17 protein-coding genes and 1 pseudogene are annotated in these 22,129 nt (G+C 65.4%); 8 read left to right on the forward strand and 10 right to left on the reverse strand.

Annotation, left to right across the window (positions count from 1 at the left end; translation table 11 throughout):
• Nucleotides 1-9 precede the first annotated feature (9 nt).
• The 6 genes from ACIBTM_RS39510 to ACIBTM_RS39535 form a co-directional block, all read right to left on the reverse strand.
• Complete coding sequence (locus ACIBTM_RS39510) at nt 10-1,866, reverse strand: VirB4 family type IV secretion system protein (protein ID WP_395882260.1); 1,857 nt, start codon at nt 1,864-1,866, stop codon at nt 10-12.
• Between the two features lie 5 nt (nt 1,867-1,871).
• Nucleotides 1,872-3,146, reverse strand: coding sequence for a PrgI family protein (locus ACIBTM_RS39515; protein WP_395882261.1), 1,275 nt, complete (start codon nt 3,144-3,146; stop codon nt 1,872-1,874).
• 13 nt (nt 3,147-3,159) lie between these two features.
• On the reverse strand, nt 3,160-5,049 hold the full coding sequence (locus ACIBTM_RS39520) for a hypothetical protein (protein ID WP_395882262.1): 1,890 nt from the start codon (nt 5,047-5,049) through the stop codon (nt 3,160-3,162).
• 501 nt (nt 5,050-5,550) lie between these two features.
• A complete protein-coding gene (locus tag ACIBTM_RS39525; protein ID WP_395882263.1) occupies nt 5,551-5,943 on the reverse strand; it encodes a pilin in 393 nt (130 codons plus the stop codon).
• Nucleotides 5,934-7,025, reverse strand: coding sequence for a sigma-70 family RNA polymerase sigma factor (locus ACIBTM_RS39530; RefSeq protein WP_395882264.1), 1,092 nt, complete (start codon nt 7,023-7,025; stop codon nt 5,934-5,936). Before ACIBTM_RS39530 ends, ACIBTM_RS39525 begins: the two co-directional genes overlap by 10 nt.
• 592 nt (nt 7,026-7,617) lie before the next feature.
• Nucleotides 7,618-7,818, reverse strand: coding sequence for a hypothetical protein (locus ACIBTM_RS39535; protein WP_395882265.1), 201 nt, complete (start codon nt 7,816-7,818; stop codon nt 7,618-7,620).
• Here ACIBTM_RS39535 and ACIBTM_RS39540 point away from each other — a divergent pair.
• Together ACIBTM_RS39540 and ACIBTM_RS39545 are read left to right on the forward strand one after the other, a co-directional pair.
• Nucleotides 7,808-8,587, forward strand: coding sequence for a hypothetical protein (locus ACIBTM_RS39540; RefSeq protein ID WP_395882266.1), 780 nt, complete (start codon nt 7,808-7,810; stop codon nt 8,585-8,587). The two genes, ACIBTM_RS39535 and ACIBTM_RS39540, sit on opposite strands and share 11 nt — an antisense overlap.
• A 68-nt stretch (nt 8,588-8,655) precedes the next feature.
• The gene (locus ACIBTM_RS39545) at nt 8,656-9,765 is read left to right on the forward strand and encodes a TRM11 family SAM-dependent methyltransferase (RefSeq protein ID WP_395882267.1); all 1,110 of its coding nucleotides are present in this window, start codon (nt 8,656-8,658) and stop codon (nt 9,763-9,765) included.
• A 54-nt stretch (nt 9,766-9,819) separates the two neighbouring features.
• Here the strand turns inward: ACIBTM_RS39545 and ACIBTM_RS39550 are convergent, their stop codons facing one another.
• Complete coding sequence (locus ACIBTM_RS39550; RefSeq protein WP_395882381.1) at nt 9,820-10,065, reverse strand: hypothetical protein; 246 nt, start codon at nt 10,063-10,065, stop codon at nt 9,820-9,822.
• Here ACIBTM_RS39550 and ACIBTM_RS39555 point away from each other — a divergent pair.
• The 4 genes and pseudogenes from ACIBTM_RS39555 to ACIBTM_RS39570 all read left to right on the forward strand — a co-directional run.
• Nucleotides 10,021-10,236 (forward strand): annotated as a pseudogene (locus tag ACIBTM_RS39555) (DNA cytosine methyltransferase); the annotation flags it as partial. The gene ACIBTM_RS39550 and the pseudogene ACIBTM_RS39555 overlap by 45 nt on opposite strands.
• A gap of 2 nt (nt 10,237-10,238) precedes the next feature.
• On the forward strand, nt 10,239-10,793 hold the full coding sequence (locus ACIBTM_RS39560) for a DNA cytosine methyltransferase (RefSeq protein ID WP_395882374.1): 555 nt from the start codon (nt 10,239-10,241) through the stop codon (nt 10,791-10,793).
• A gap of 308 nt (nt 10,794-11,101) precedes the next feature.
• On the forward strand, nt 11,102-11,377 hold the full coding sequence (locus tag ACIBTM_RS39565; protein WP_395882268.1) for a helix-turn-helix domain-containing protein: 276 nt from the start codon (nt 11,102-11,104) through the stop codon (nt 11,375-11,377).
• A gap of 86 nt (nt 11,378-11,463) precedes the next feature.
• Nucleotides 11,464-12,939, forward strand: a complete 1,476-nt coding sequence (locus tag ACIBTM_RS39570) for a tyrosine-type recombinase/integrase (RefSeq protein ID WP_395882269.1) — start codon at nt 11,464-11,466, stop codon at nt 12,937-12,939.
• Nucleotides 12,940-13,750: 811 nt separating this feature from the next.
• Here ACIBTM_RS39570 and ACIBTM_RS39575 read toward each other — a convergent pair.
• Nucleotides 13,751-14,296 (reverse strand): RNA polymerase sigma factor, encoded by a 546-nt coding sequence (locus ACIBTM_RS39575; protein WP_395882270.1) that lies wholly within the window; start codon nt 14,294-14,296, stop codon nt 13,751-13,753.
• A 797-nt stretch (nt 14,297-15,093) separates the two neighbouring features.
• Here ACIBTM_RS39575 and ACIBTM_RS39580 point away from each other — a divergent pair.
• Nucleotides 15,094-15,582, forward strand: a complete 489-nt coding sequence (locus ACIBTM_RS39580; RefSeq protein WP_395882271.1) for a transposase — start codon at nt 15,094-15,096, stop codon at nt 15,580-15,582.
• A 1,369-nt stretch (nt 15,583-16,951) separates the two neighbouring features.
• Nucleotides 16,952-18,187 (forward strand): helix-turn-helix domain-containing protein, encoded by a 1,236-nt coding sequence (locus ACIBTM_RS39585; RefSeq protein WP_395882272.1) that lies wholly within the window; start codon nt 16,952-16,954, stop codon nt 18,185-18,187.
• Nucleotides 18,188-18,380: 193 nt separating this feature from the next.
• Here ACIBTM_RS39585 and ACIBTM_RS39590 read toward each other — a convergent pair whose 3' ends face one another.
• Together ACIBTM_RS39590 and ACIBTM_RS39595 are read right to left on the reverse strand one after the other, a co-directional pair.
• Entirely contained in the window at nt 18,381-21,005 is a 2,625-nt protein-coding gene (locus ACIBTM_RS39590; protein ID WP_395882273.1) for a type I polyketide synthase, read from the reverse strand.
• Nucleotides 21,005-22,090 carry an OzmP gene (locus tag ACIBTM_RS39595; protein ID WP_395882274.1) on the reverse strand — a complete coding sequence of 362 codons (1,086 nt, stop codon included), beginning with the start codon at nt 22,088-22,090 and terminating at the stop codon, nt 21,005-21,007. The genes ACIBTM_RS39590 and ACIBTM_RS39595 overlap by 1 nt, the downstream gene beginning before the upstream one ends.
• Between the last annotated feature and the right edge of the window lie 39 nt (nt 22,091-22,129).

A 22,129-nucleotide genomic window follows, 5' to 3' on the forward strand; every position in this document is an offset into this window, starting at 1 on the left:
GGGCTTTGCTCATGACAGTTCCACCCACCCGGAGTTTGTTTCGGAATCCGGAAGAGTTGCGAGGAACTTCGGGTCTGTGGTGACCAGGAAGTTCTCCGTGGGCGAGGCCAGCGACTGGAACGCCACGCGCTGCGCCCCAGCGGCGAGCAGGCCCTGGCCGCGGTCGGCCGACAGCAAGAATCGCCTTTCTCCGGCGGAGAGGTCGAAGGCCTCGGCGATCTCGTCGATGGCTTGCGGTGCCGCGCGCAACAGCACCTGGGTGGCGGCGTTGCTGACAATGGCTTTGCCTAGATCGCTGCCGAGCAGGTCAGCGGCGTCCTGGGTCGCTGTGGTCAGCCCGCACCAGTGTTTGCGAGCTGCCTTGGCCAGGCGCAGCAAGAACAGTGCGGCGACATGCTGGCGCATGAGGATTCCTGCCTCATCGACCACGACCAGTCGAGGCCTGCGGTCGGCCGGGTTCGAGATGCGCAGCCAGACGGTGTCCAGCACGAGGAGGGTGCCGATCGCGCGCAGCTCGTCGGGCAGGTCGCGCAGGGAGAACACGACGAGGTTCCCGTCTGGGGTGGTCGTGGTGGGCCCGTCGAAAAGATCGGCGAAACTGCCGTCGACGAACGGATGCAGCCGGGCGGCGAGGTCAGCGGCCATCGTGTCTCCACCGTCGCCGGTGGCGGCGAGAGTGTCGCGCAGGTCGCGCAGCAGCGGCGCCGGACGGGTCCAGGTACGCGCGTCACTGGTGATGCCCGCGCGGTGGTAGGTGGCGGTGATCGCGGGGTCGAGGACTGAGCGTTCGGCTGCGGTGATGTCCGTGCCGAAGAGCACGGCCAGGACGGTGTGCAGGAACAGACTGCGCCGTTTCAATGCGTCTTGAGGTGCGGTGCGGCGTCCGTTCACGCCGAGGTGCACAGGTAGATCGAACGGGTTCAGCCGGACCCCGCCCGCGCCGAGGTGGACGTAGGTGCCGCCGACCTGGGCGGCCAGGCGAGCGTATTCGTCTTCGGGGTCGATGACGAACGCCTGCACCCCGTCCGCGGCCCGCCCGTTCTCGTTATCGCCGAGGGTGCGGTAGAGGCTGCGCAGGGTCTCGAGCTTGACGAAGTACGACTTTCCCGCGCCGCTGCGGCCGAGGACGACGGAGTTGTAGTTGTCGCAGGCGAACCGGTCCCAGTGCACCAGCCCCGAGGAGCCGACGTTGTAGCCGTAGAGCACCCCGGACGGGAGGGAGGTGGTCGGGTCGGTCGGGGGCAGATCCGGCGAGGTGAACGGATACGCCGCGCTGACCGCGGCGGTGTCGAACGTCCTCGTCAGGCCGAGCGGATCGAGACCGAGTGGCAGGGTGCTCACCCAGCCTTGCAGGGCACGGTAGGTGGCGGGTTTCGCGTCCAGCAACAGGGACGCGCACAGCGACCGCAGCGCGGAGACTTCCTCGGCGAGGGAGGTCTCGTCCGGGGCGTGCACGGTCAGGTAGAGCCCGAATTTGAAGAGTTTCCCGTCGCCGCGGGCGATGCTGCGCGAGAGGTCGGCGGCGTCCTCCGCGGCTGCGTCGAGGTCCGGTTCGTCGAGCCGGTCATGCCGCGCGTTGTGCCGCCTGCTGGATTCGAGTTTGGCGCGTTGCTTGCGCAGGCCGCTGGCAGCCGTGGCAGGGTCGACGGGCTGGACGTGTACCGACACGTCCAGCCGGGCGGGGTAGGTCAGCAGGGGCGCGAGCCAGCCGGGGTAGACCTCCTGCGGATAGCCCGTGACGCCGAAGCTCGCGACGAATTCGTTGCCGACCTCGAGGTGCCGAGCGGACACCGACAGCGCGTCCGGGGTGAATGCTCCCGCCGATCCGGACCGGGTGGCCGTGCTGTTGCTTTTGGTGCGTGCCATAGGGGCTACCTGCTTTCGATCTCGTCGTCGTAGTCCCAGTCGTCGTCCTCGGACAGCCACGGGCCCGACGGCTGCGAGCGACCGGAAGACGACGGCCCGGGTCGTTCCGGCTCATGACGAGTGGGCGATGCCGCTGCGGCGGACGCACCCGCTGGCCGGGCGGACTGAGGGGCCGTTGCGAATTCGGCATCGTTGTCGGCGGCATCGGTGCCGTAGAGGTCGGCGAAGGTGGAGGTGGCGGTGATGACCTCGTCGGCTCCGGCCAAAGCTGCGGATGGTGGGAGGAAGGTGTCGGGATTGCAGGCCCCCGCCAGCACGCCGGTCGCGGCGGCGGCGTCGAGCGGGGTGGCCACGATCCCGGCGGGGGTGAGCAGTTCGATGGCCTCGCCAAGACGCCGCACCAGGCGTTGCTCGGCCGCCTGCCTCGCCCCGGAATCCATCGGCAGTTCGCCGTCGCGGCGGCGGTGTCGCCACGGCAGCACGCTTGACGCGGCGACGGGGGCTGGGCCGGTGTGCAACGGTTCGCGCAGGACCAACAGCACCTGGCGGCGCAGCAGATCCGCGTGCGCGGTGAGCTCGGCGAGGTAGTCCGCGTGGTCGCGGGCGGCGGCCTCCAGGGCGGGGTGTGGCAGCCCGCCGGCGCGGTCCCGCAGTTCGGCGATCTGCGGGGCGAGGTCGAGGCGTTCGGCGCGGATGAGGATCTGTACCGGCGCGGTCAGGCTATGCAGGTAACGGGCGAAAGACGCAACGAGCGCCTCCTGCTCCCCGGGGGTGCGCAGCGAGAAGTTGACGGTGCTGCACACGGCGATGACCGCGAGTCCGTCGGCGCCGAGGTCGATGACCCCGGCTTGCGTGCCGGTGTCGGCCACGCCACGGGCGGGCAGTTCCAGCGGCGCCGGGGACACCGGCTCAGCGGTGGCCCGGCGACCTCGTGTGCGGGTGTCGGCGTGCTGCGCGGTCAGCCAGGCCGGTGCCGTGCGGACGCCTTCGGGAGCGGCGACCCGGTGCCGGGGCGACAGGTGCTGGCGGATGGCGGCGAGGGCGAGCTTGTCCAGGGGCTGGCCATCGCGCTGGCCGAGGGCCAGCACGGTGACCGTGATCCCGATCGGGATGGCGACGAGGAGGAACACGGGCAGCGGCACGAAGGCCCGAGTCACCGAGTACAGGCCGTAGAGCCCGAGGCTGGCGACGCCGAGGATCGTGAGTTGCCGGGCTGTTAAAGGGCCGAGTACCCGGTCCGGGCGGTCGACGTCGGCGGGCACACGCACGGGAGAAGTCATGGCGAGTCGGTCCTCACTTCGTCTTCGGGGCCCGCCGGGCGGGCAGGTCCAGGGGCAGGCGCAGTTGTGTACCGGGGCGCCGCTTCGGCGGCGCGGAAGCGCTTGCGCTGCTGGCAGGGGGCGGTGTCGGCTTGGGCTGGCGGCGGACTCCGAGGGGGAGCGGGTACTGGCCGGAGGCGAGTGGCCGGTTGCCGGTGTAGGCGTCGCGGACGGGGCGGCGGTGCGCGCGGGCGGTCTTGGTGATCTCTCCGGACTTGGAGATCAGCGCTTGCCCGGTCTGCGGTGCCCGGGTGGTGCGGGCGGGATCGGCCAGGTCATCGGCGAGTGTGCGCCGCGGCTGGCGCGGGGTCTGCGGTGACAGATGGATCGGCAGCATCCCGGTGCTCGGGGCGATCAGCGCGCCGCGCAGCTTCACCGGTGGCCGGGCCCGGCGGCTGACCTGTCCATCCGGGAGCAACAGCCCGGGCTGCGAAACCGGAGGCGGTGCTGGGTGCCCGGCGGCGAGGTCGTCGGCCAGGGTGCGGCGCGGCACCCTGGCGGGGTTCTGGCGCACGGTGATCGGCAACCCGAGCTGGTCGGACGGGAGCGCGTTGGGCAGATCCGTGAGCGGCATCGCTCGCGGGTTCGGGCTGGCGGTCACGGCGTCGCCGGTGCGGCGCACGGTGAACAGCGATGTCTGGCCCGGTCCCGAGGTGCGGTCGGCGGGCAGGCTGGGCCGGGGGTTCTCGTCGAAGCCCCGGCGCGGGGTGCGGAACGGCTTCGCCACCCGCCGCACCCGCAACGGCAGCAGGTACTGGCCCGAGCGCGTGGACGGCGGATCCGCCGGAACCCGATCACGAGGTTCCCGGACGCGCCTGCGGCCCTTGCCGCCGAACAGAGAGCCGGCGCCGCCGAGCAGCCCGAGGGTCTTGTAGGCGATCGCGCCGCGCACCAGCGACCCGAGCAGGGAGCGGCCGCCGCTGCCGCGCAGGGGTTGCAGGCACCAGAACGGGATCTTCACCAAGATCCACATCAGCGCGACGCAGAACAGCAGGTTGGTCAGCCCGTTCAGTGTCGGCCCGAACACGGTGAACCCGCCCGGGGTGAAGAACACCCGCAGCGACACACTCACCGCGCCGGCCTGGCCGATCGGGATGACCAGCAGCAGACCGTAGGCCTTCCACCAGAACACGGCCACGCCTTCGGTGTGTGGAAGGGCGTGCCACATCAGTACGAATGGTGCGGCGGCGATCAGCAGCATCGTTGCGAGGACCCGCACGATGAACGTCAGCAGCAGCACGACGAGCATCGCTGCGAGCGCGAGCCCGATGAACAGCAGCCAGCCTTGCCCGCCGTTGAGTGAACCGAGGATCATGTCGGTCATCGCCTTGGCGGCGGTGTTCGGGTTGACCGCGTCGGTCATCAACGTCGCGCTCACGGCGTTTGAGATCTCGATGCCCTGGGTCGCCAAGAACAGCGACAGCGTTCCGGCGAGGAACCCGACCGCGATACGGGGCGCGATCTCTTTGATCGTGTAGCGGGTCTGCAGGGTCTCGTAACCCATCAGGAGCAGGCCGGCGATCACGACGATGCTGCCGTAGAAGGCGACCATCAGGTGCCAGGAGTCGTTCCACGCCTGCCCGATGCCGGGCAGCAGGCTCGGGTGTGGTGTGGACAGCACCGTGTTGCCCAGCAGCTCGAGCAGCGGGTTCAGCGCGCCGATCACCAGGCCGCGAAAGAACGAGTCGATGGCCTCGGTGACACAGGCGACCGGATCGGTGAACCCGCACTCGCTCTCCTCGTCGCCGGGATCCCGCCGCGCTGGCTGCGGGATGCAGTTCGGGCCCTCGCACGGCTGGCTCGTCGGCGGCTGGGTGGGGAGATTGCCGCACTCGGGCAGCACCGAACCGGGGAAGCACGACACCGGCGGCGCCGACGGGCCGGGAAACAGCGGCGTGCTCGGCGGGCCCGTCGGAGGCGCGGGTCGCGAGGTTGAGGGCGTCGGTAGCAGGCAGGCGGGTTCGGCCGAACCCGGTGTGCAGCCGGGGTTGGGCGGTAGTGGTAACACCGGTGGTTGCGCGGGCGCCACAGGCGCTGCCGCGGCCACAGAGGCAGGAACAGCAGCGGGTGTGGCGGCGGCGGTCAGCGCGAGTCCGGCGACAGTCAACAGCAGCGGCACCAGCACTGCGAGGAGGCGAGCCCACCGGAGGTGGGGCAGCCAGCGGTCGCGTCCGCGACGGGACGGAGCCGGGCCTGTCGGCGGGCCGACCATGCGCCTGCCGCCACGTTCTGGCTCGCCGTCTGTGCCGTGATGGAGAGGAGTGGACTCAGAAGTTCGGGCGGCACGCACCGTCGGCGTCGTCGGGCGGCGCCGGGCAGGGCCGCGCGGACGGAAGGAAGGGGTGTCGCGAGGGGTGGTCATCGCTCACACCCCGCCCACGATGCCCTTGAGGATCTCGACCACGAGCGGGGCGAGCGCAGCGAGCCCGAAGCCGATTCCAGCGGCTTTGAACGCGCCCTTGGCCTTCTCGATCTCGCCGGGGTCACCCGAGGCCATCAGGTAGCGCAGGCCGCCGATGGTGATGAACACGACCGCGACGCCGGCCAGGATCCCCATGATCCAGTCGCGGATGTTGTTGAGGACCTGATCGACGGTCGCCGCGAGCGCGACGTAGTGGACCGTGTCCGCTCGCGCGGCCGAAGACGTCAGCAGCACCACAGCGGCGACCAGGCACCCGATCAGCACGACACGGCGATGGTGTTCTCGTCGCGCGGGCGTCGGGTGCGGACGGCGGTGATGCGATGGTGTCAGTCGCATGAGGGAGCCTCCTGAGTGAGCGCCGTGCGGCGGGCGGGGCCGGGCGAGTGGTGGTGGCGCGGGTGCGCCGTCGATCGGGTCCCGCGCGCGTTGACTCCGGATTCCGGGTCGCGTGAAGACACCGGGTGCACGAATTTCTTCGCCAGGTCCGGACTCAGATGTGTCACGCTGCGTAGCCGCAGGCGGTGGGTTCGGGATAGACGCAGGGCAGGGTGGCGGGGCGTGCCGGAGCGGTCGCGACGGTTGGCGCTCGGTGCGGCGCCGGAGGTGCCGTCGGCCGGTTCGGTGAGGAAGCGGGCCAGGCGCTGCTCGGCGCGATGACGGATCTTCTGGGTCGTCTTGTACCGCTCCCCGCGTGCTTGCGCCGCCTCCGCCAGGGCCAGTTCTCCGAAGTGGGTGGCCGAGATCAGTGCGGCCTCGTCGGTGGTGATGACGCCCGCTCGCACAGCGGCCACGAGCACGAGCTCGTGGTGTCCGCTCGTGCTGGGCGGCGGTGCGGAGCGGAAGCCGACGTCCTCGACTGTGGGGGGCGCGTCGCCTTCTTCCTCGTCCACTGGGGACGGAGCGTCGAGCGCCTCGCGCAGCGCGGCGTAACCGGCGCGGTAGGCCGCCCACCGCAGCCGCACGAGGATCGCCGGCCGGTCCAGTGCGACCTCGCCAAGCCCGGCGAGGAATCCGGTCAGGACGGCGGAATGGATGTCGTGTTTGTCCCCGCGGAACCGGTTGGTCAGCTGCGCGGCGACCGGTAGCAGCACCGGCATCGCCAGCCCGACGCACGCCATCGTCCAGGTGCCGCCCTCCGCGCGCGCCCGGGCGATCAGATAGGTCCACGCCGCGTCCCGGGTCGCCTGGGCGCAGTCCTGGCGCAGCAGCAGCGTGCCGAGCTCGTCCAGCGGCACCGGGCGTGCAGGCAGCCCGCGGACCGCCGCACCGTCCACGCACACGGGATGCGGGCCGGTCACCAGCCATCCGAAGGTCGCGATGACGGCGTCGAACACCCCGCCGTCGTGGGCGTATCCATCGTTGCGGCGAAGAGCGAAAAAGTCTGACTCGGGGCCGGTTTCCGATAACGGAAAATTCATGGCGGCAACTCCTGATAAGGGCGGAATCAGTGCGGCCACCAGAAAGCCAGCCGCGCCGCCTCAAAACAGCCTCAAGAACGCCTCTCGGCCGCATCAAAACCGCCTCAAAGGGCGCCTCAAGAGCAGCGTCGGGCGTGTTGCGCGCGATCTGGCAAGCAGGCGGGCGACGCATGATCAGCTGCCGCGAAGGAACGCGGCGCCTCACGAGTTGATCGTGCGATCCAGGCCTTGAGGTGCGCGCGAAAAGATGACGTGAGAAATATTTCACTGCCGACCCGGATGCCCTGGCGCCGCATGGAACCGGGCGTTTCCGCTCCCATGTGGCGCTCTTTGTTGCTCTGGCCAGGCGCGGATGCGTTGGTCGTTCTACATCTCGGAAAAGTCTTTTGATTTTTTTGGGATCGGGTGTCTCCAAATGGCCTTTTTTTCGGAGTTAGCCGGTGACCGCATCCCGTCGCCGGGCTCGCACCGGTGGCGCTCCCTTCAGGAGGCTTCTCATGACCCAGCGCGCGCAGTCCCCGGACAACAGCGCCGGTCGCCGGACACACTCGGATCGCCCGCCGCGCACTGGACGCGGTGGCGACCGCGCTCCCTACCCCGGAGCGAGTGTCCGCATCAACACAGCAAGCACCGGCGGGACCGACAGCACCTCGCGTCCCGCGCGCACGTCGGCCCGGTCGCGCAGGCGCCCGGCGTCCTCGTCGGCGGCACCGACTCCAGCGACGGTGTGGACGTGTGGACCGGACCCGATCGACGCCCACGCGGCCTGGCCGGTGCCGATCGTGGAGTCCATCACCGCGGCGTTCACCGACCCCGGAGCGCACGTCGTCCTGGTCGACCTCGACCCCGCACCGACCACAGGCACGCACTCCGGCCCGGACGGCTCGGCGACATCCGGCGAAGCGTCGGTGGCAGCGGCTCGGGAGGCAGTGTGCGCGCTCGATCGCACCGCCGACGTCGTCACCTTCCACAGTGGCGACGGCGGCTCCGACGCGCCGTCGCGACCGTTCTGGGCCAACCTCGTCACCGACGTGACCGACCCGTCCGCAGCATCGTCGGACCCGGTGCGCACCGGTGCCCCCGCCAGCGTGGAAGAACAGGAGTCCGCCCGTGGCGTGCGGGCGGATCTGGTGATCGTGTCCCTGCCCGCCCACGCCGCCGAGTCGATGTCACTGGACCGGCTCGCGCTACTCGCGGCGACCCGTCTGCGCCACGGCGGCATCCTCGCGGTGTACACGCACAGTGACTGGACACAGGGGCGGCTGGCCGACCCGACCGGCGCGATCGTGGCCGCCGCCCAGCACGCCGATCTGCTCTACCTGCAGCACATCGTCACCCTGCACACCCCCGTGGAGAAGGGACGCCTGCGGGCCACGCCGAGCGCGCTGGTGGCCGCCGAATACGACCGCGCCCGACATCGCGCGGCGGTGCGCGGCCTGCCCTCGCCGCACCTGCGCGCTCACGGCGATGTCCTCGCGTTCGCGCAACCGGCCGACCCCGGCGCACCGCCACCCGAGGCCGGTCCGGCGACGGCCGCGCCCGGCGCTGGAGGTGGCCAGTGATCCCGCCCTCGCCGCGCCCGACCGGGCCGTCCCCGGCCACGCCCATCCCTGCGAAAGGCAGCACCCTCATGTCCCACCAGTACCCCGCGGCATCGACCACCCACGGCAGCGACGACCGGACCATGCCGATCTCCCGCGCGCTCATCGACGCCGTCGACATCAGCCCCGCACATACCGATACCACGACCGGACACGACCCGACCGGGCCGACCATCGCGACCGGCGTGACTGACCTCGGCGAGTTGCCGTTGTCGGTGTGGGCGACCGCGCAGACGTCCCCGGCCTCGCAGCGCAAAGGCCGCTACGTGAGCGATTCCACCGCGCACCCGGCGAAGATGCTCCCGGCCGTCGCGGCTCATGCCATCCGCGCCTACACCCGACCCGGCGAGCTGGTGTTCGACCCGATGGCCGGATCCGGCACCACGCTGGTGGAGGCGATCGACGCCGGGCGCCGCGCGGTCGGCGTCGAGTACGAACCGCACTGGGTCACCGTGGCGCGGGCGAACCTCGACCTGGCCCGGGAACGCGGTCACGACCACGACGCCGAGATCGTGCACGGCGACGCCCGCCAGCTGCCGTTCCTGCTGCCCGAGAAATATCGGGGACAGGTCGCGCTGATCGTCACCTCCCCGCCCTACGGGCCGTCCACGCACGGGCAGGTCGTCACCAGCGGAACGGGCTCGCAGGACGGGAAGGTGCACAAGTACCACCACCGCTACGGCTCCACGCTGGATCGCGGGAACCTGGCCAACGTCGGCCACCACCGGCTGCTGGCCGGCTTCACCCGCATCCTCACCGGCTGCGCGGCCGTGCTGCGCCCCGGCGGGCACGTCGCGATCACCGTCCGTCCCTGGCGCGAGCACTCGGAACTGATCGACCTGCCCTCGCAGATCATCGCCTGCGGCCACGCCGCCGGGTTGGTCCCGGTCGAACGCTGCGTCGCCCTGCTCGCCCGCGTCGCCGACCGCGAACTGATCGCCCGAGGCAGCTTTTTTCAGCGCGACTTCATCCGCAAGCAGCGCGAGCAAGGCTTGCCGCTGCACCTGATCGCGCACGAAGACGTCGTCATCCTGGCCAAGCCCCTCGCGCCCAGCGGCACACCGGCCTCAGCCTCGTCGGGCGATGGTCTCGCCGCCACGGGTGACGGGGCTGCGGTTCGTTCGCGGTGGGTGTCGTGAGCACGCGGGTGCATTGCCGGGACTGCGGCTGGGACGCGAAGTTCCGGCATCCCTCTACAGCCCGGCGCGCCGCCACCCGACACCGCTGCCCGCCGCCGGGCAACGATTCGGACCGGCGGCCCGTCGCGCGGGAGACACGCCATGCCTGAGCGCCACACCAACACTGTGGATCCGCTGCGGTTCATCGGGACCGACGGCCCGGCGATCGGGTCGCTGTGCACCGGCGTGGCCGGTCTCGACCTCGGCGTCGCCGCCGTGCTCGGCGGCCGCATCGCCTCGTACTCCGAGGTCGACCCGCACGCGGCCGCGATCCTCTCCGCGCGCCTGCCCGGCGTGCCGAACCTGGGCGATCTGCGCGCTGTTGATTTCGCCTCCGTCGCACCGGTCGAGGTGCTCACGGCGGGCTTCCCCTGTCAGGACATTTCCGCCGCCGGTCGGCGCGCGGGCATCGAGAAAGGCGCTCGCAGTGGACTGTGGAGCAACATCCTGGACGCCATTCGCGTAGTACGACCCCGCCTCGTCGTCGTGGAGACGTCGCCGCCCTCCGCTGGAAAAACGGCGGCCTCGACCGTGTACTCGCAGGGCTGGCCGAAACGGGGTATGACACGGTCTGGCGTTGCGTACGAGCCAGCGACCTCGGCGCCGCCCACCGCCGCGAACGCGTGTTCCTGTGTGCCGTCCCCACCCCGGGGCGGGATGCGGATGATGCCCACCTCGCAGGCCCGCGACGGCGAACCCCGCGGCCCGGTCGATCCAGCACGGCGGCGCGCGGGCGGACATCAGGTCAACCTCAACGACGCCGTCGACTCGGTCGTCAGGCCGTCGCAATTGCTGCCGACTCCGACGGCGGCGGACTCGCGGTCGTCGGCGATCCAGACCGTGCAGAAGCCGGGCCGCCCGATCCCGGCTGGGTGCGTGACGCTGACCGACTCGGTGCGGCTGCTGCCGACCCCGACCGCCTCGGACGCGAAAGAACTGCACCCACGACACGCACGACGGCGGACCGTCTCTGCCCGACCGCGCCCTGAGCACACCGTCACCACCGCCGGACGGAGCGCTTTGCGCCGCGGCTCACAGTGCAGGGATCGACAGCTGCCTCTCCACCGGTGCGTGGGGCCTTACCGCCGATACCCAGCGGTCCCGAAGCGACCGCGCCAGTCCCCTAGGACCAGTCGCGCGCCAACACCGGCAGGTTCCGGCACCCGTGCGGGATCACTTGCGCCGTTCCGACACCCCGGCGACCCCAGTCCCGCAGGGTGCCCGTTGATCGCGGTAGCTGCCCCGCACGAGAACTCCATGACTGTCACCGAACCCACCTCACAGCGAGGAGGTTGCTGTGCACGATCTCGACCGACGTCCCTCCGCCACACCTGACTCGGCAACCATGACCGCGCCATCACCGGCGTGGTCGCGTGAACGGCTCGCCGCCCTCGGAGTGACCACTGACCTGATGACCGCCGCCCGCATGCTCGGCATCGGCCGGACAACCGCCTACAAACTCGCCCGCAACGGAACCCTCCCGGTGCCAGCGGTTCGCGTCGGCCGCAGCTACCGCATCGCTGTCGCACCGCTGATCGAGCTCCTCGGGCTCGACAAAGAGCCTCGTGCCTGACGCTTCCCCTCTGTACGCATTGGAGCGTCCATGGCCGGTGTCCGAACGCGACGACCCCACGGATTGCGGGAAAGGAAAAATCCGCGATGACGTTCAAAGGCAGCACATTCAAACGCTGTACCTGCACCGACCCCGGCACCAGGAAACAACTCGGGACTCAATGCCCGAAACTCAAGCGTGGCAACGGCATGTGGAGCTCCAACCACGGGACCTGGTCGTTTCAAGCTGAACTCCCCAAACGTTCCGACGGGACTCGCCGCACCCGCAGGCGGCACGGGTTCACCTCGCAGACCGCCGCGCAAGACCAGCTCGACCAGATCGCCGACCTCCTCACGCTCGGCGAACGACGCGGCGAGGCCGCGCTCGCCACGATCGGCGACCTCATCGACAACCGGCTGCGTACAGGAGAACCGTTTCCCACGCCCGAGGCGGTCGGCAAGCAGCTCGACGCAGGTAACGCCGGCCTCGACGCAATCCCGACCGTCGGTCAATGGCTGACCAGTTGGATCGCGACACGCAAAAAGATCCGGGAAGGAACCCGGTTGTCCTACCAGCGCCACATCGCCAACTGGCTGCTCCCGCATCTGGGCCACTACCGACTCGACGTGCTCACGGTCGAGCACATCTCCCGCATGTTCGATGCCATGGCCGAACGCAACGACACAATCACGGCCGCCAAGGGCAGCGACGACCCCGAGGTCCGGAAGAGCGCGCACGGCATGCGAGTCATGGGCGCGGCCACCATGCAGCGCTATCGCGCCACTCTGCGTGCCGCGCTGAACGCCGCCATCCGCGCCCAGAAGATCACCTTCAACCCGGCCTCCTACGTTGAGCTGCCCTCCGGGCGCCGCCCGAAGGCTCTGCTGTGGACCCCGGACCGGGTCGAGCGGTGGCAGCGCACCGGACAGAAGCCCTCGCGGGTCATGGTGTGGACACCTGAGCAGATCGGCCGATTCCTCGACCAGGCCGAGGGGCACCCCTACTACGCGCTGTTCCACCTCATCGCCTATCGGGGATTGCGACGCGGTGAAGCCTGCGGGCTACCGTGGTGGAACATCGACCTGACCAGCCGATCGATCACCATCTCCACCGCGATCGTGCAACTGGGATGGAGGGCCGAGTTCGGCGAACCCAAGAGCGAAGCCTCCGGCCGCGTCATCGCCCTCGACGAGGCCACCACACTGGTACTGCGAAGGCAGAAGAAACACCAGCACGAACTGCGGGTGGCAGCCGGGACTGACTGGGTCGAGCACGAGTTGGTGTGCACCGAACGCGACGGCAGCCCGCTGCATCCGGCCAAGCTCACCGACGCCTTCCACGGCATCGCCGACGCCGCCGAACTCCCACCCGTACGCCTGCACGACCTACGCCACGGCGCGGCCACCCTCATGATCGCCGCCGGAGCGGACCTCAAAGTCGTGCAAGAGTTGCTCGGCCACTCCTCCATCGCGGTCACCGCAGACACCTACGCCCACGTCCTGCCCGAGCTCGCCCGCGACACCGCCGAAGCCGTCGCCGCCATCGTCCCGCGCGACCAACGACACAACCGCCACACCGCCTGATCCGGCTACAGGAATACTTGAAACAAGAAGCCGGGCACGTCGTGCCCGGCTTCTTTTGCGCGGGTAAGGGTAGGCAGGCGGCGATGGCGACGCCGAAGGCTTGGATAGCGGTCACCGGCAGCGGTCACCCGTGCCTGCGGCCAGTCGGTGGCCTCCCCGCCTGCGCTGGCAACGCACCGCATCGCCGGTCTCTATCCTAGCTACACCAAACCGCCCCACTGCACATACGTCATTGTCGGCGCCGCCTGCATCCTGCGTCGGCTCAACGTCGACAACGAGGCCCTGGTCGAACTGGACGTACTCGTCGGGTTCAGCCAGGGCCTCGCGGCCGGAACGGCCTGTATCAGCAATCGCATCCGCGGGCACAGTTCTGTTCTGCATCGGCCGGCGAGCCCGCCCGAGTACCGCTACAGGCCCGCGACGCGCGCGCTGAGCTCGCTGTCTGCCCTTCGGCCGTAGGGGCGGTGGTCAAGAACTACCACCAGAGGGACTTCAATCCATGGTGGCAAGGTGATCTACCGTTGTAACGCCTCACGTCTCCAGATGGCCAACGGATGCCTGAGCATGCCAATATCTCGCCTATGTCAGTAATGTTGACCGCCATTCGACCATCTCCATGCCGGGCTCGGATCTTCTGCTGCCAGCGCTGCCGTCGATGTCGTACTCCGAGTTGGTCAATGAGATTAATAGAAACAAAGCAGAAAACTAGACCAAGTCGCATTACATGTACCGCAGACTTGAGTGCCATGTTCGACATTGTCGCTCAGGCTTAAAGCGGGCCGACGAGTCGGCGGGTCAACCGGAGACACAGTTACGAAGACGTATGCGATGCGCGTAGGTCTTTTCGTAGCCTCTTAATAATTCGTTGGCGTGTCGGCCCAATAGAGCCTCGCGGTATGCCTAATTCCACACTAATTTGGTCGTAGCTTTGTGGTGGATCGGCAAAGAGGCGATTCAATAGGTCTAAATGGTCGGTGGGTAATGCGCGGACGGCCTCACGTATGCTAGCCAGTTCCGCGCAGGCGACCAGTGCCTCTTCCGGGGTGAACCTCGGATCGCGAATATGGAGAACCTTTTGGCCTTCAAGGTCAATCTTGATTCGAGCCGACGGGCGGAAGTGTCTTAATGTTTCACGCTTGGCAACTGTCACAAGCCAGGGGCGAATCTTGCTAGGGTCACGCAATTTGTGAATGTTCTGAAAGGCTCGCAGCCATGTGACTTGACAGAGGTCTTCAGCAAGCGCTCCGGTCAGACCGCATGAGCGAATCGTCGTCAGCACGGCTGGCTGGAATATTTGGACCAAATCAGCCCACGCTCGTTCGTCACCGGACGCACACTTGGCGGCTAGGGCAATCATGGCGTCGGGCTGGGCATCGTGAGTCCGAGAGTTGGTACTACGGACGTTGTGCAGTGTGCGAGATCGTGGAACGAATCGCGAGGCAGTGGTTGTCACAGTAGATGGACGCTATCGACCTGCTGCCTGAGGGTGTTCACCGTAGTTAACGAACGGTGCCATGACTGTCCCCGTACTGACAAGGTGCACATATGTAACCGACTAGCAACTGGATCGAAACGTTGAGTTCACACTGATTCCAACTGTGCGGGCTGGGCGGCCCGACCGCCCCTTGGCTGCAGGTACTCGCTTCTGTTGGTCAATAGCGGTCAGATCGGTCCCCGGTACCTAACTAGTGCCTCATCAAGAAACGTTGACGTTGCCATCGTGTCGCGTGGACATCCTGGCTGGTGGATCGTGAGGCTGGCCGTGGCGGTGAGACCGGTGAAGTGTGAGCCGGGGGTGTTCACACGGTCGTTGGGGCAGGGGAGGCCCAGCGGCTGGTCAAGATCACAAGGTCGGCAAAGGACCGGGTGCGGCTGCGGTGCTCCGGGATCGTGCTGGCCCCGCTGCAGGGCCGGTCTGCGCGAGAGATCGCGGCGATGTTCGCCTCAACCGAAGGCTATGTGCGGGAGGTAGTCCACGCTTCAACGACTCCGGGTTCACGGCGTTGTCACCAAAATGGAGGGGCGGCCGAACTTGTAAGTTCGAGTCGGCCGGCCGTGACCAGATCTGCCGCATGAGGGTCTGCAAGCCAGCCGAGCTGGGGTTGCTCTTGACGACCTGGAGCCTGACCAAGCTGGTAACCTCGTCGCACGCGCATGGATCAGGGCGAGCGCCGAGGCCGTTCGGGAGTTCCTTCGCGAGGAGGTCGTGTCGTAGCAAGCGACAAAGAAATATACACCTGGAAAGCGATCAAAGGTCCGGACTTCGTGGCCAAGAAGACCTACACGCGCATCGAAGGCATCCGGCACATGTTCGCAGCGCTCGACCTCGCCACCGGGCAGATGTACTACCGGTTCCGCGACCGCAAGCGCTGGTCGCAGTTCCCGGACTTCTGCAAGCAGCTGCGCCGCCGCTTCTCTGCCGGGAAACTCTACCTGGTCTGCGAAACCTACGGTCACGGCAAAGCCGATGTCAGGGCCTGGTGCACCGACGAGGATATCGAGCAGGCCTACATGCCCACTCACGCCTCTTGGCTGAACTGGATCGAGTGCGAATTTCACCGCTGTCAGCTACTTTACCCTCGACGGCAGCGACTACCCCAGCCACGCCGCTCAGGAAGCCGCCATCGCTGGCTACCCCGCTGAGGTAACCGCTACTGCCACCCTAAACGCCACCTCGCCGTGAACTCCAAAATCCGCCGCCCCGACTACCTACCCACCGTTGCTTGATACGGGACTAGCTGCGGTGGTGGTACTTGCGATGATGGACACGGCTGCCAGCGAGGACCATCGCTTTCACGGGATCTGCGGCGACGTAATCAAAGTCGTTGGCTGAGCCGTCCTTGGCCGGGCCTACACGCAAGAACGGGCCCAGAATCGCGCCTTAAGGCCGTGCGTCCATTTCGACGATCGACAGGCGGGGCGATCATCGTCAGGGCCGCATGCTACACAAGATCTAGGCTCCCACAACCTAGCCCTTGGAAGCCTGCCGACCCGAGTGGATCGCGGAGCGAAAACCCGCCCGCTACGGGGTATTGTCACTACATGCTCATCTTAAGCAGGCTGACGAGAGGTGAATCCCAGCACATCACTGGAAGAAGTGACGACACCGCTAAGTCTGGCCACGCAGCTGCGATGGTGCTGGCCAGCACTCTGCGGCTCGAGGCCAACGCCCACCGGGCATTGGCCTCGACGGTGGGCTCGTCCGCGCCCCCAGGACGCGATCCGGTGTTGCTCGTCCCGGCACCGCGGTCGGTGTCAAGCTAGACGCCAACTCGGACCGTGAAGGGCTTGCGGCAGGCCTACCACTAGACCTGCGTCGATTCGCTACTAACGAGCTTCACCAGGTGCTGCGGGGCCCCCACAGTTGAGGCGGCATCGGAAACCTGGCGTCGGGGCGCAGCGCTGCTATCACTCAACGCCTGGTCAAGAATGACCGACCCAATGAGATGGACTTTCCTGTAGGCCTCCGCCGTCATGCGCATCTCTCCGGCTCGGACAAAGACAGCTTCGATCGATGCCGCGCTGACGGTAACCGCTACTCGGCGACCGCGACACCTGTTCAACTGTTTTATCGGACAGTTTCATCACTACCGACAAGCTGGTCACACCGTTACTGTCCACGTCGAGCGGCTTTGCAACAAATAGGGTACTAGCACTGCAAAGGAAGAATGGCCGATTCTCTTCTTGTGGTAAATAGGATAACACTGGCTCACCTTGTCAACTTATCTAACTATCACCCAGACGTGCGCACCTATTGTTGCCTACTGTGGCGCCGATTCCACTATACGCACGCCTGTCGCAGTCGCAGACTGGACTGCTATCCTGAGCCTGAGGTCGCCAAAAACCGAAACTCGAGCATTCTGACGTCGAACTATGTGACGAATATCTACTGTCTACTCAGTCGCCTTAGAGTGATGGTAGATTTCTCATCCGGTCTGATGGTTTCCTCTCGTGGAACTGCAGACCGGGTTGGTCGTCAGTAGACACTCTGTATTGCGAAGGCGGTCCTCGGTTGGCATCGAAATCGGACGTTGGAGATCGAGTCCGAATGTGCAGGCGTCGGCGCGGGTTGAGTCTGCGCACCACTGCACAGTTGGCGGGCTTGTCTCCTGCGTTCTTGTCTATGGTGGAGAATGGCAAGCGATCCTTAGAACGTGTTAGCCATATTTCCGCGCTCGCCGAAGTTCTCAAGGTTTCTGCTGAGGACTTAGTTGGTCCGGCTGTGATGATATCAGCGCAGGGAGGTCTCGCGGATCAAACGGACGCTGCGATTACCCAACTACGTTTAGCATTGGCGGAGGCATCGCTACACTTGCTGACGCCTACTGCTTGTGTCTCTAGTGTAGATGATCTATCTGCGCAGGTAGATCATCTCTTGCTATTGTGTACGCAGTGCCGGTTCTTTCAGGTCTTGCAGCGGCTGCCAGATATCCTGGCGTGTGCATACGCTCTATCGTCATCTCAAATTTGCCAGGATGAGATGATCTTTCGTCGTCTCATGTCGAGAATCTATCGAGATCTGTGTGCGCCGGTGTTGAAAGAGTTTGGGTACATGGATTTGCTCGCCCTTGTCCTTGAGCGGTCGCAGTCTTTGGCTGCCGAGTCGGATGATCCGTTCGAGATGGCGGTCAACGCGTGGCAACACTCCCAACTCTGCACTCGTCTGGGCCTGTACGAACGCTCGGCACAGGTGGCCGAATTGGCAGCGGACGAGCTCGCCTCGCGATCGTTGGACGCCAGGCGGGCGCGAGCGGTCTACGGCAGGCTTCATATTACTGCCGCGCTCGCCCATGCACGGTTAAGTCCGCAGCGCTCTCGATCATTCGACCACCTTGCCGAAGCGGATAGCGTTGCGACTCGGATGGGTGAATCCGCGATGTCAGGAGACTCTGTTCGACTCAGTCGAGCATCTTTGCATCTAAACAAGCTTGAACTGCTCAACGTGTTCGGCGACTTTGACTCGGCCCTTGCTGTACTGCGAAGCCTGGACGTCTGCGAATTCCGGGATGCTATCGACAGTTACGCTTTCAATTTGCTGGCGGGGTATTCATTTGCTCATTTGCCAGATGAAGGAGCTCGGGCGGCCCGTCACTTGTTGCAAGCCGAGAATATCTCCCCGCACAGTCTCGTGGCCGACCCATATGCGCGCAGTGCTGTCGCCACTCTCCTTAGTCGGCCGAGCTACGAGAGCGTAAAAGTCAACATGCGAGGCCTCTCCTATCGAATGGGGTTATTCTTGCGGTTATAAAAAAAGGATATATCATGACGCAAACCCGTCAGGAGCAGCTGGGCGACGGCTATCAAGTCGGCGTCGGTGCTATTCCGGCGCCCAATGCCTACAGTTATCTGTGACGGGAATCTGTATTCATGACGAAGGGGGCACGTCAGCATGTATGGACGTGCCCCGATCGGCCGATTTCCAAACGTGCTACCTGTAGCAGCTATTCCGCTGAAGAGTTGCTGAGCAGGCCCAGCTCGTCCGCCAGGTTGTCGACGAATCCACGGATCGTTGGGTGCTCGATGAACGACGAAGACGGAACCGGGCGTTTCAGATTACTGCAGAGTTTTGCGGTGATGTCGATGAGGATCAATGAATCCAGGCCGAGGTCAAACAGGTCCTTGTCTGGGGCAGGAAGTTCGCTGGTGCCGAGCACGTTGGCGATCTCGTTTTGAATGAATCCGACGACCAGATCTGCCTTGTCGCCGACAGCGGCGGCCTCCACCCAGTGTCGGAGCCCAGCTGCGTCTTCCTTGTCGGACTGCTGAGGGTCGTCGACCGCATCGACCCAGTAGCGTTGGCGTTCAAAGGGATACGTCGGGAGTGGTACGCGGCGACGCCGTTCTCCCGCGTAGAAGGCTGTCCAGTCGATCTCGATGCCGCGTGTCCACGCGCGACCGACGGACCGCAGTAGCGCGTCGGGCGCTAATCCACTATCTGGCTCCACCACAATGACCATGTGGTCGTGGAGGAGTTCGGAGAGCCGTTCGTCGTGGTCAGTTATCAGTCCATGAGGGCGGCTCCACGTAGCCGGATCGGTCGCTTCGCTTTCGTCCATCCAGCGGCCGGTCGCGGTAGACAGCAAGGGGATCGTGGGAGCAGACAACGAGAGGAGCCAATCCGATTTATGGGTGCCGGAGGCCTCGGCGATCGCGAGTGCTGTCTTGAATGGGAAGACCCCGGCCACGCACGCGGCCACAAGCTCGCCGGTGCCGTGACCGGCTACCGAGTCCGGCCGGACTCCCCACGACAGCCACATCGTCGCCAACGAGTACTGCGTCAGCATGGCCGCTACTAGGTCTGAACCGGAAAGCAACGACTCCACCTTCGAGGCAGGCAACTGCATGCAACGGTGAGCGGCTGTGCGGAAGCTAGCGAAGCGATGGTAGAGATCGAGTCCGCTGCCGCTGTCCTTGAGTTGGCCCGGGAAGACCAGCGTGAAACCCGAACGCTGAGACGAGATCTGTGCTGTGGACATCTGATCCTCGTTAGCGAGTGCGAGGGTCAGGGCGGCGTCCTTCGTGTCCCGGCACACCAGTGCCCGGCGATGAGCGTGTGCGCGCCTGCCGACGCCGAGGGTGTGTGCGACGTCAGCGAGGTTAAGTTGAGGGTGCTGGTTGAGATATCGGGCTAGGTCGTGTGTCAGGTGGTCGAGAGCCTTCGTCGTGTGGGCGGACAAGACCAACAGCTGGGCGTCCTGCGAAGATGTGGAAGGCTCGTGTGCCGGTGGCTCCTCCAATACAGCGTGCGCATTGGTGCCGCCGATGCCGAAAGCGCTAACCCCAGCCCGGCGTGGGCTATCGCCCTTAGGCCATTCCACCAGTTCGGTGTTGACGTAGAACGGGCTGCTGCGGAAGTCGATGTCCGGGTTAGATGTGTCGAAGTGCAGGCTTGGCACGATCGCTCGGTGCTGAAGCATCAGCGAGGTCTTGATCAACCCGGCCATCCCGGCAGCGGTGTCGAGGTGGCCAACGTTGGTCTTGACAGAGCCGATGGCGCAATAGCCAAGTTCCGGTGGTTTGCTGGCATCGGAATGGTCGGTGAAGGCCTTGGTAAGCGCGGCCACCTCGATTGGGTCGCCGAGAGGCGTTCCGGTGCCATGCGCCTCCACGTAGGAGATCGTGCTCGCGGGAGTTCCGGCGACTGCTTGTGCGTCGGCGATGGCAGCGGCCTGTCCTTGTACACTGGGCGCTGTGTAGCCGGTCTTGCCGGATCCGTCGTTGTTGATCGCGGTGCCCTTGATCACTGCGCGGATCGAGTCTCCATCACTGACCGCGTCCCGTAGCCGTTTCAGCACCACGATGCCAACACCGTTTCCGATGATCGTGCCCTGGGCCTTGGCGTCGAACGTCCGGCAGCGGCCGTCCGGTGAGAAGATCATCCCTTCCTGGAACTGGTAGCCCTCAGTCTGCGGAACTTTGATGTGGACGCTGCCGGCCAGTGCGGTCCGGCATTCCCCGCCTAACAAGCTTAGGCAAGCGAGGTGCACTGCCACCAGTGAGGTCGAGCAAGCTGTGTTGATGTTGACGCTCGGGCCGCGCAGGTTCAGTTTGTAAGAGACCCTCGTGGAGAGGAAGTCCTTATCATTGGCCAGCATGAGTCGGTAGTGTTCCACCGACGATGCGGCATGATAACGGTCTCGCAAATTCCTCAGCAGGTAGGTATTCATCCCTGCACCTGCGTACACGCCAATCTCGCCGGGATGTGCACCCGGGTCGTAACCAGCGTCCTCTAGTGCTTCCATCGAGCACTCGAGGAAGTGTCGCTGTTGCGGATCAAGAATCTCTGCTTCTTCGCTCGTCATGCCGAATAGGTCGGCATCGAACATCTCCACGTCCGGCAGGATCTGGCCGGCACGGACATAGTCCGGATCGGCAAGCTGCGCCGGAGTGACTCCTGCGGCACGCAACTCATCGTCGGTAAAGAACGTCGTCGAGTCGCGCCCGTCCTTAAGATTCTGCCAGAACTCTCCGACGTTACGTGAACCCGGAAACCGGCACGCCATGCCAATGATCGCGATATCCGAGTCCTTCGCAGTGTTATTGTGGTGGGTCAAAGCGTCCTCCATCAGAGTTTGATGCCTAGATCGGCCGCGGTCTCCTGCATGTCGAGGAAGCTGCGGGCCACGAACCGCGCTCCATCCGGTGTCGTGCCGAGTTGAGTGAAGAGGTCGATTAGTTCCATCTCATGCTGATCTCGGTCGCCTCGCTCGGCCGCAATCTCAAAGACGACCTTTTGTAGCCGCTCCTCGATACTGAGGATATCTGCCCCTCGTGGGAACTTGATACTAAAGGTCGACCGGTCGTAATTCTTGTTTCGCTTGACGGAGCGAAGCTGGGTTGAAGCGTTGAGCTTATAGAACATGCAGCCCCAATTCTTGAAGGAGTAGTAGTTCAGTAGTGGGAACAGGGTGCAATGGGTCTCCATGGGAGAAGAGTCGTATAAGCCCTTGGCCTTGAGTTCGTCGACGATCCGATCTGGATCGTAGTCATAGCGCATTTCGACAAATGGAAATACGATCTTTGGCAGCTCGTCGTCCTGGGCAAAGAGAATTTGCTCCACTTCACCGCGGAATAGTTCGTCGGTCATGCTGGCGCCAAAGCTGCGATAGAAGTCCTTTACTACCTTGCGAACATTGGACTCCATGGTAAGTATCTGCTGCGGGTCGGCGCAGAGAATAATGTAGGGGATGTTGTTTCGAAAGGCGTGCAGAATCGCCCTGATTACGAAGAATGACCGACAAGAGACGCAAGGGAGCTTCTCGTCGAGGTACTTGCCGGGTTTTTTCGGAGCAGGCCGATTGAATACATCCCGCATCATCATCTTAATGTTATCGTCATCGGCATCTAATACGAACGTCGCAGGAATCTTCTCCCTTGCGAGTTTTATGTTCTCGGCTGCGTGAGTGCTCTCGAATGGAACGTCAAATGTGTATGCGACGACACGCTTGCCGTATTCGTTGACGAACTTGTCCAGCATGTATGTACTGTCTTTGCCGCCGCTGTACATGAAGAGGCAGTCATGCGATCCGTTCGGATTGGGCTTGCTGTCCTTGAATTCCTGGTAGATCTCATTGGTGTAGTTGAAGTTTGAGAGCAGGCTGGCCGCGGTGTCCAGCCTGCACAGGTTGCATACTTGTTCGCGGTCCAGCATGATCCCTGGGTGCTCGCCACTTAGCGAGCATAGCTTGCA

The organism is Amycolatopsis sp. NPDC049868 (genome assembly GCF_044461365.1).
Taxonomy (GTDB): domain Bacteria; phylum Actinomycetota; class Actinomycetes; order Mycobacteriales; family Pseudonocardiaceae; genus Amycolatopsis.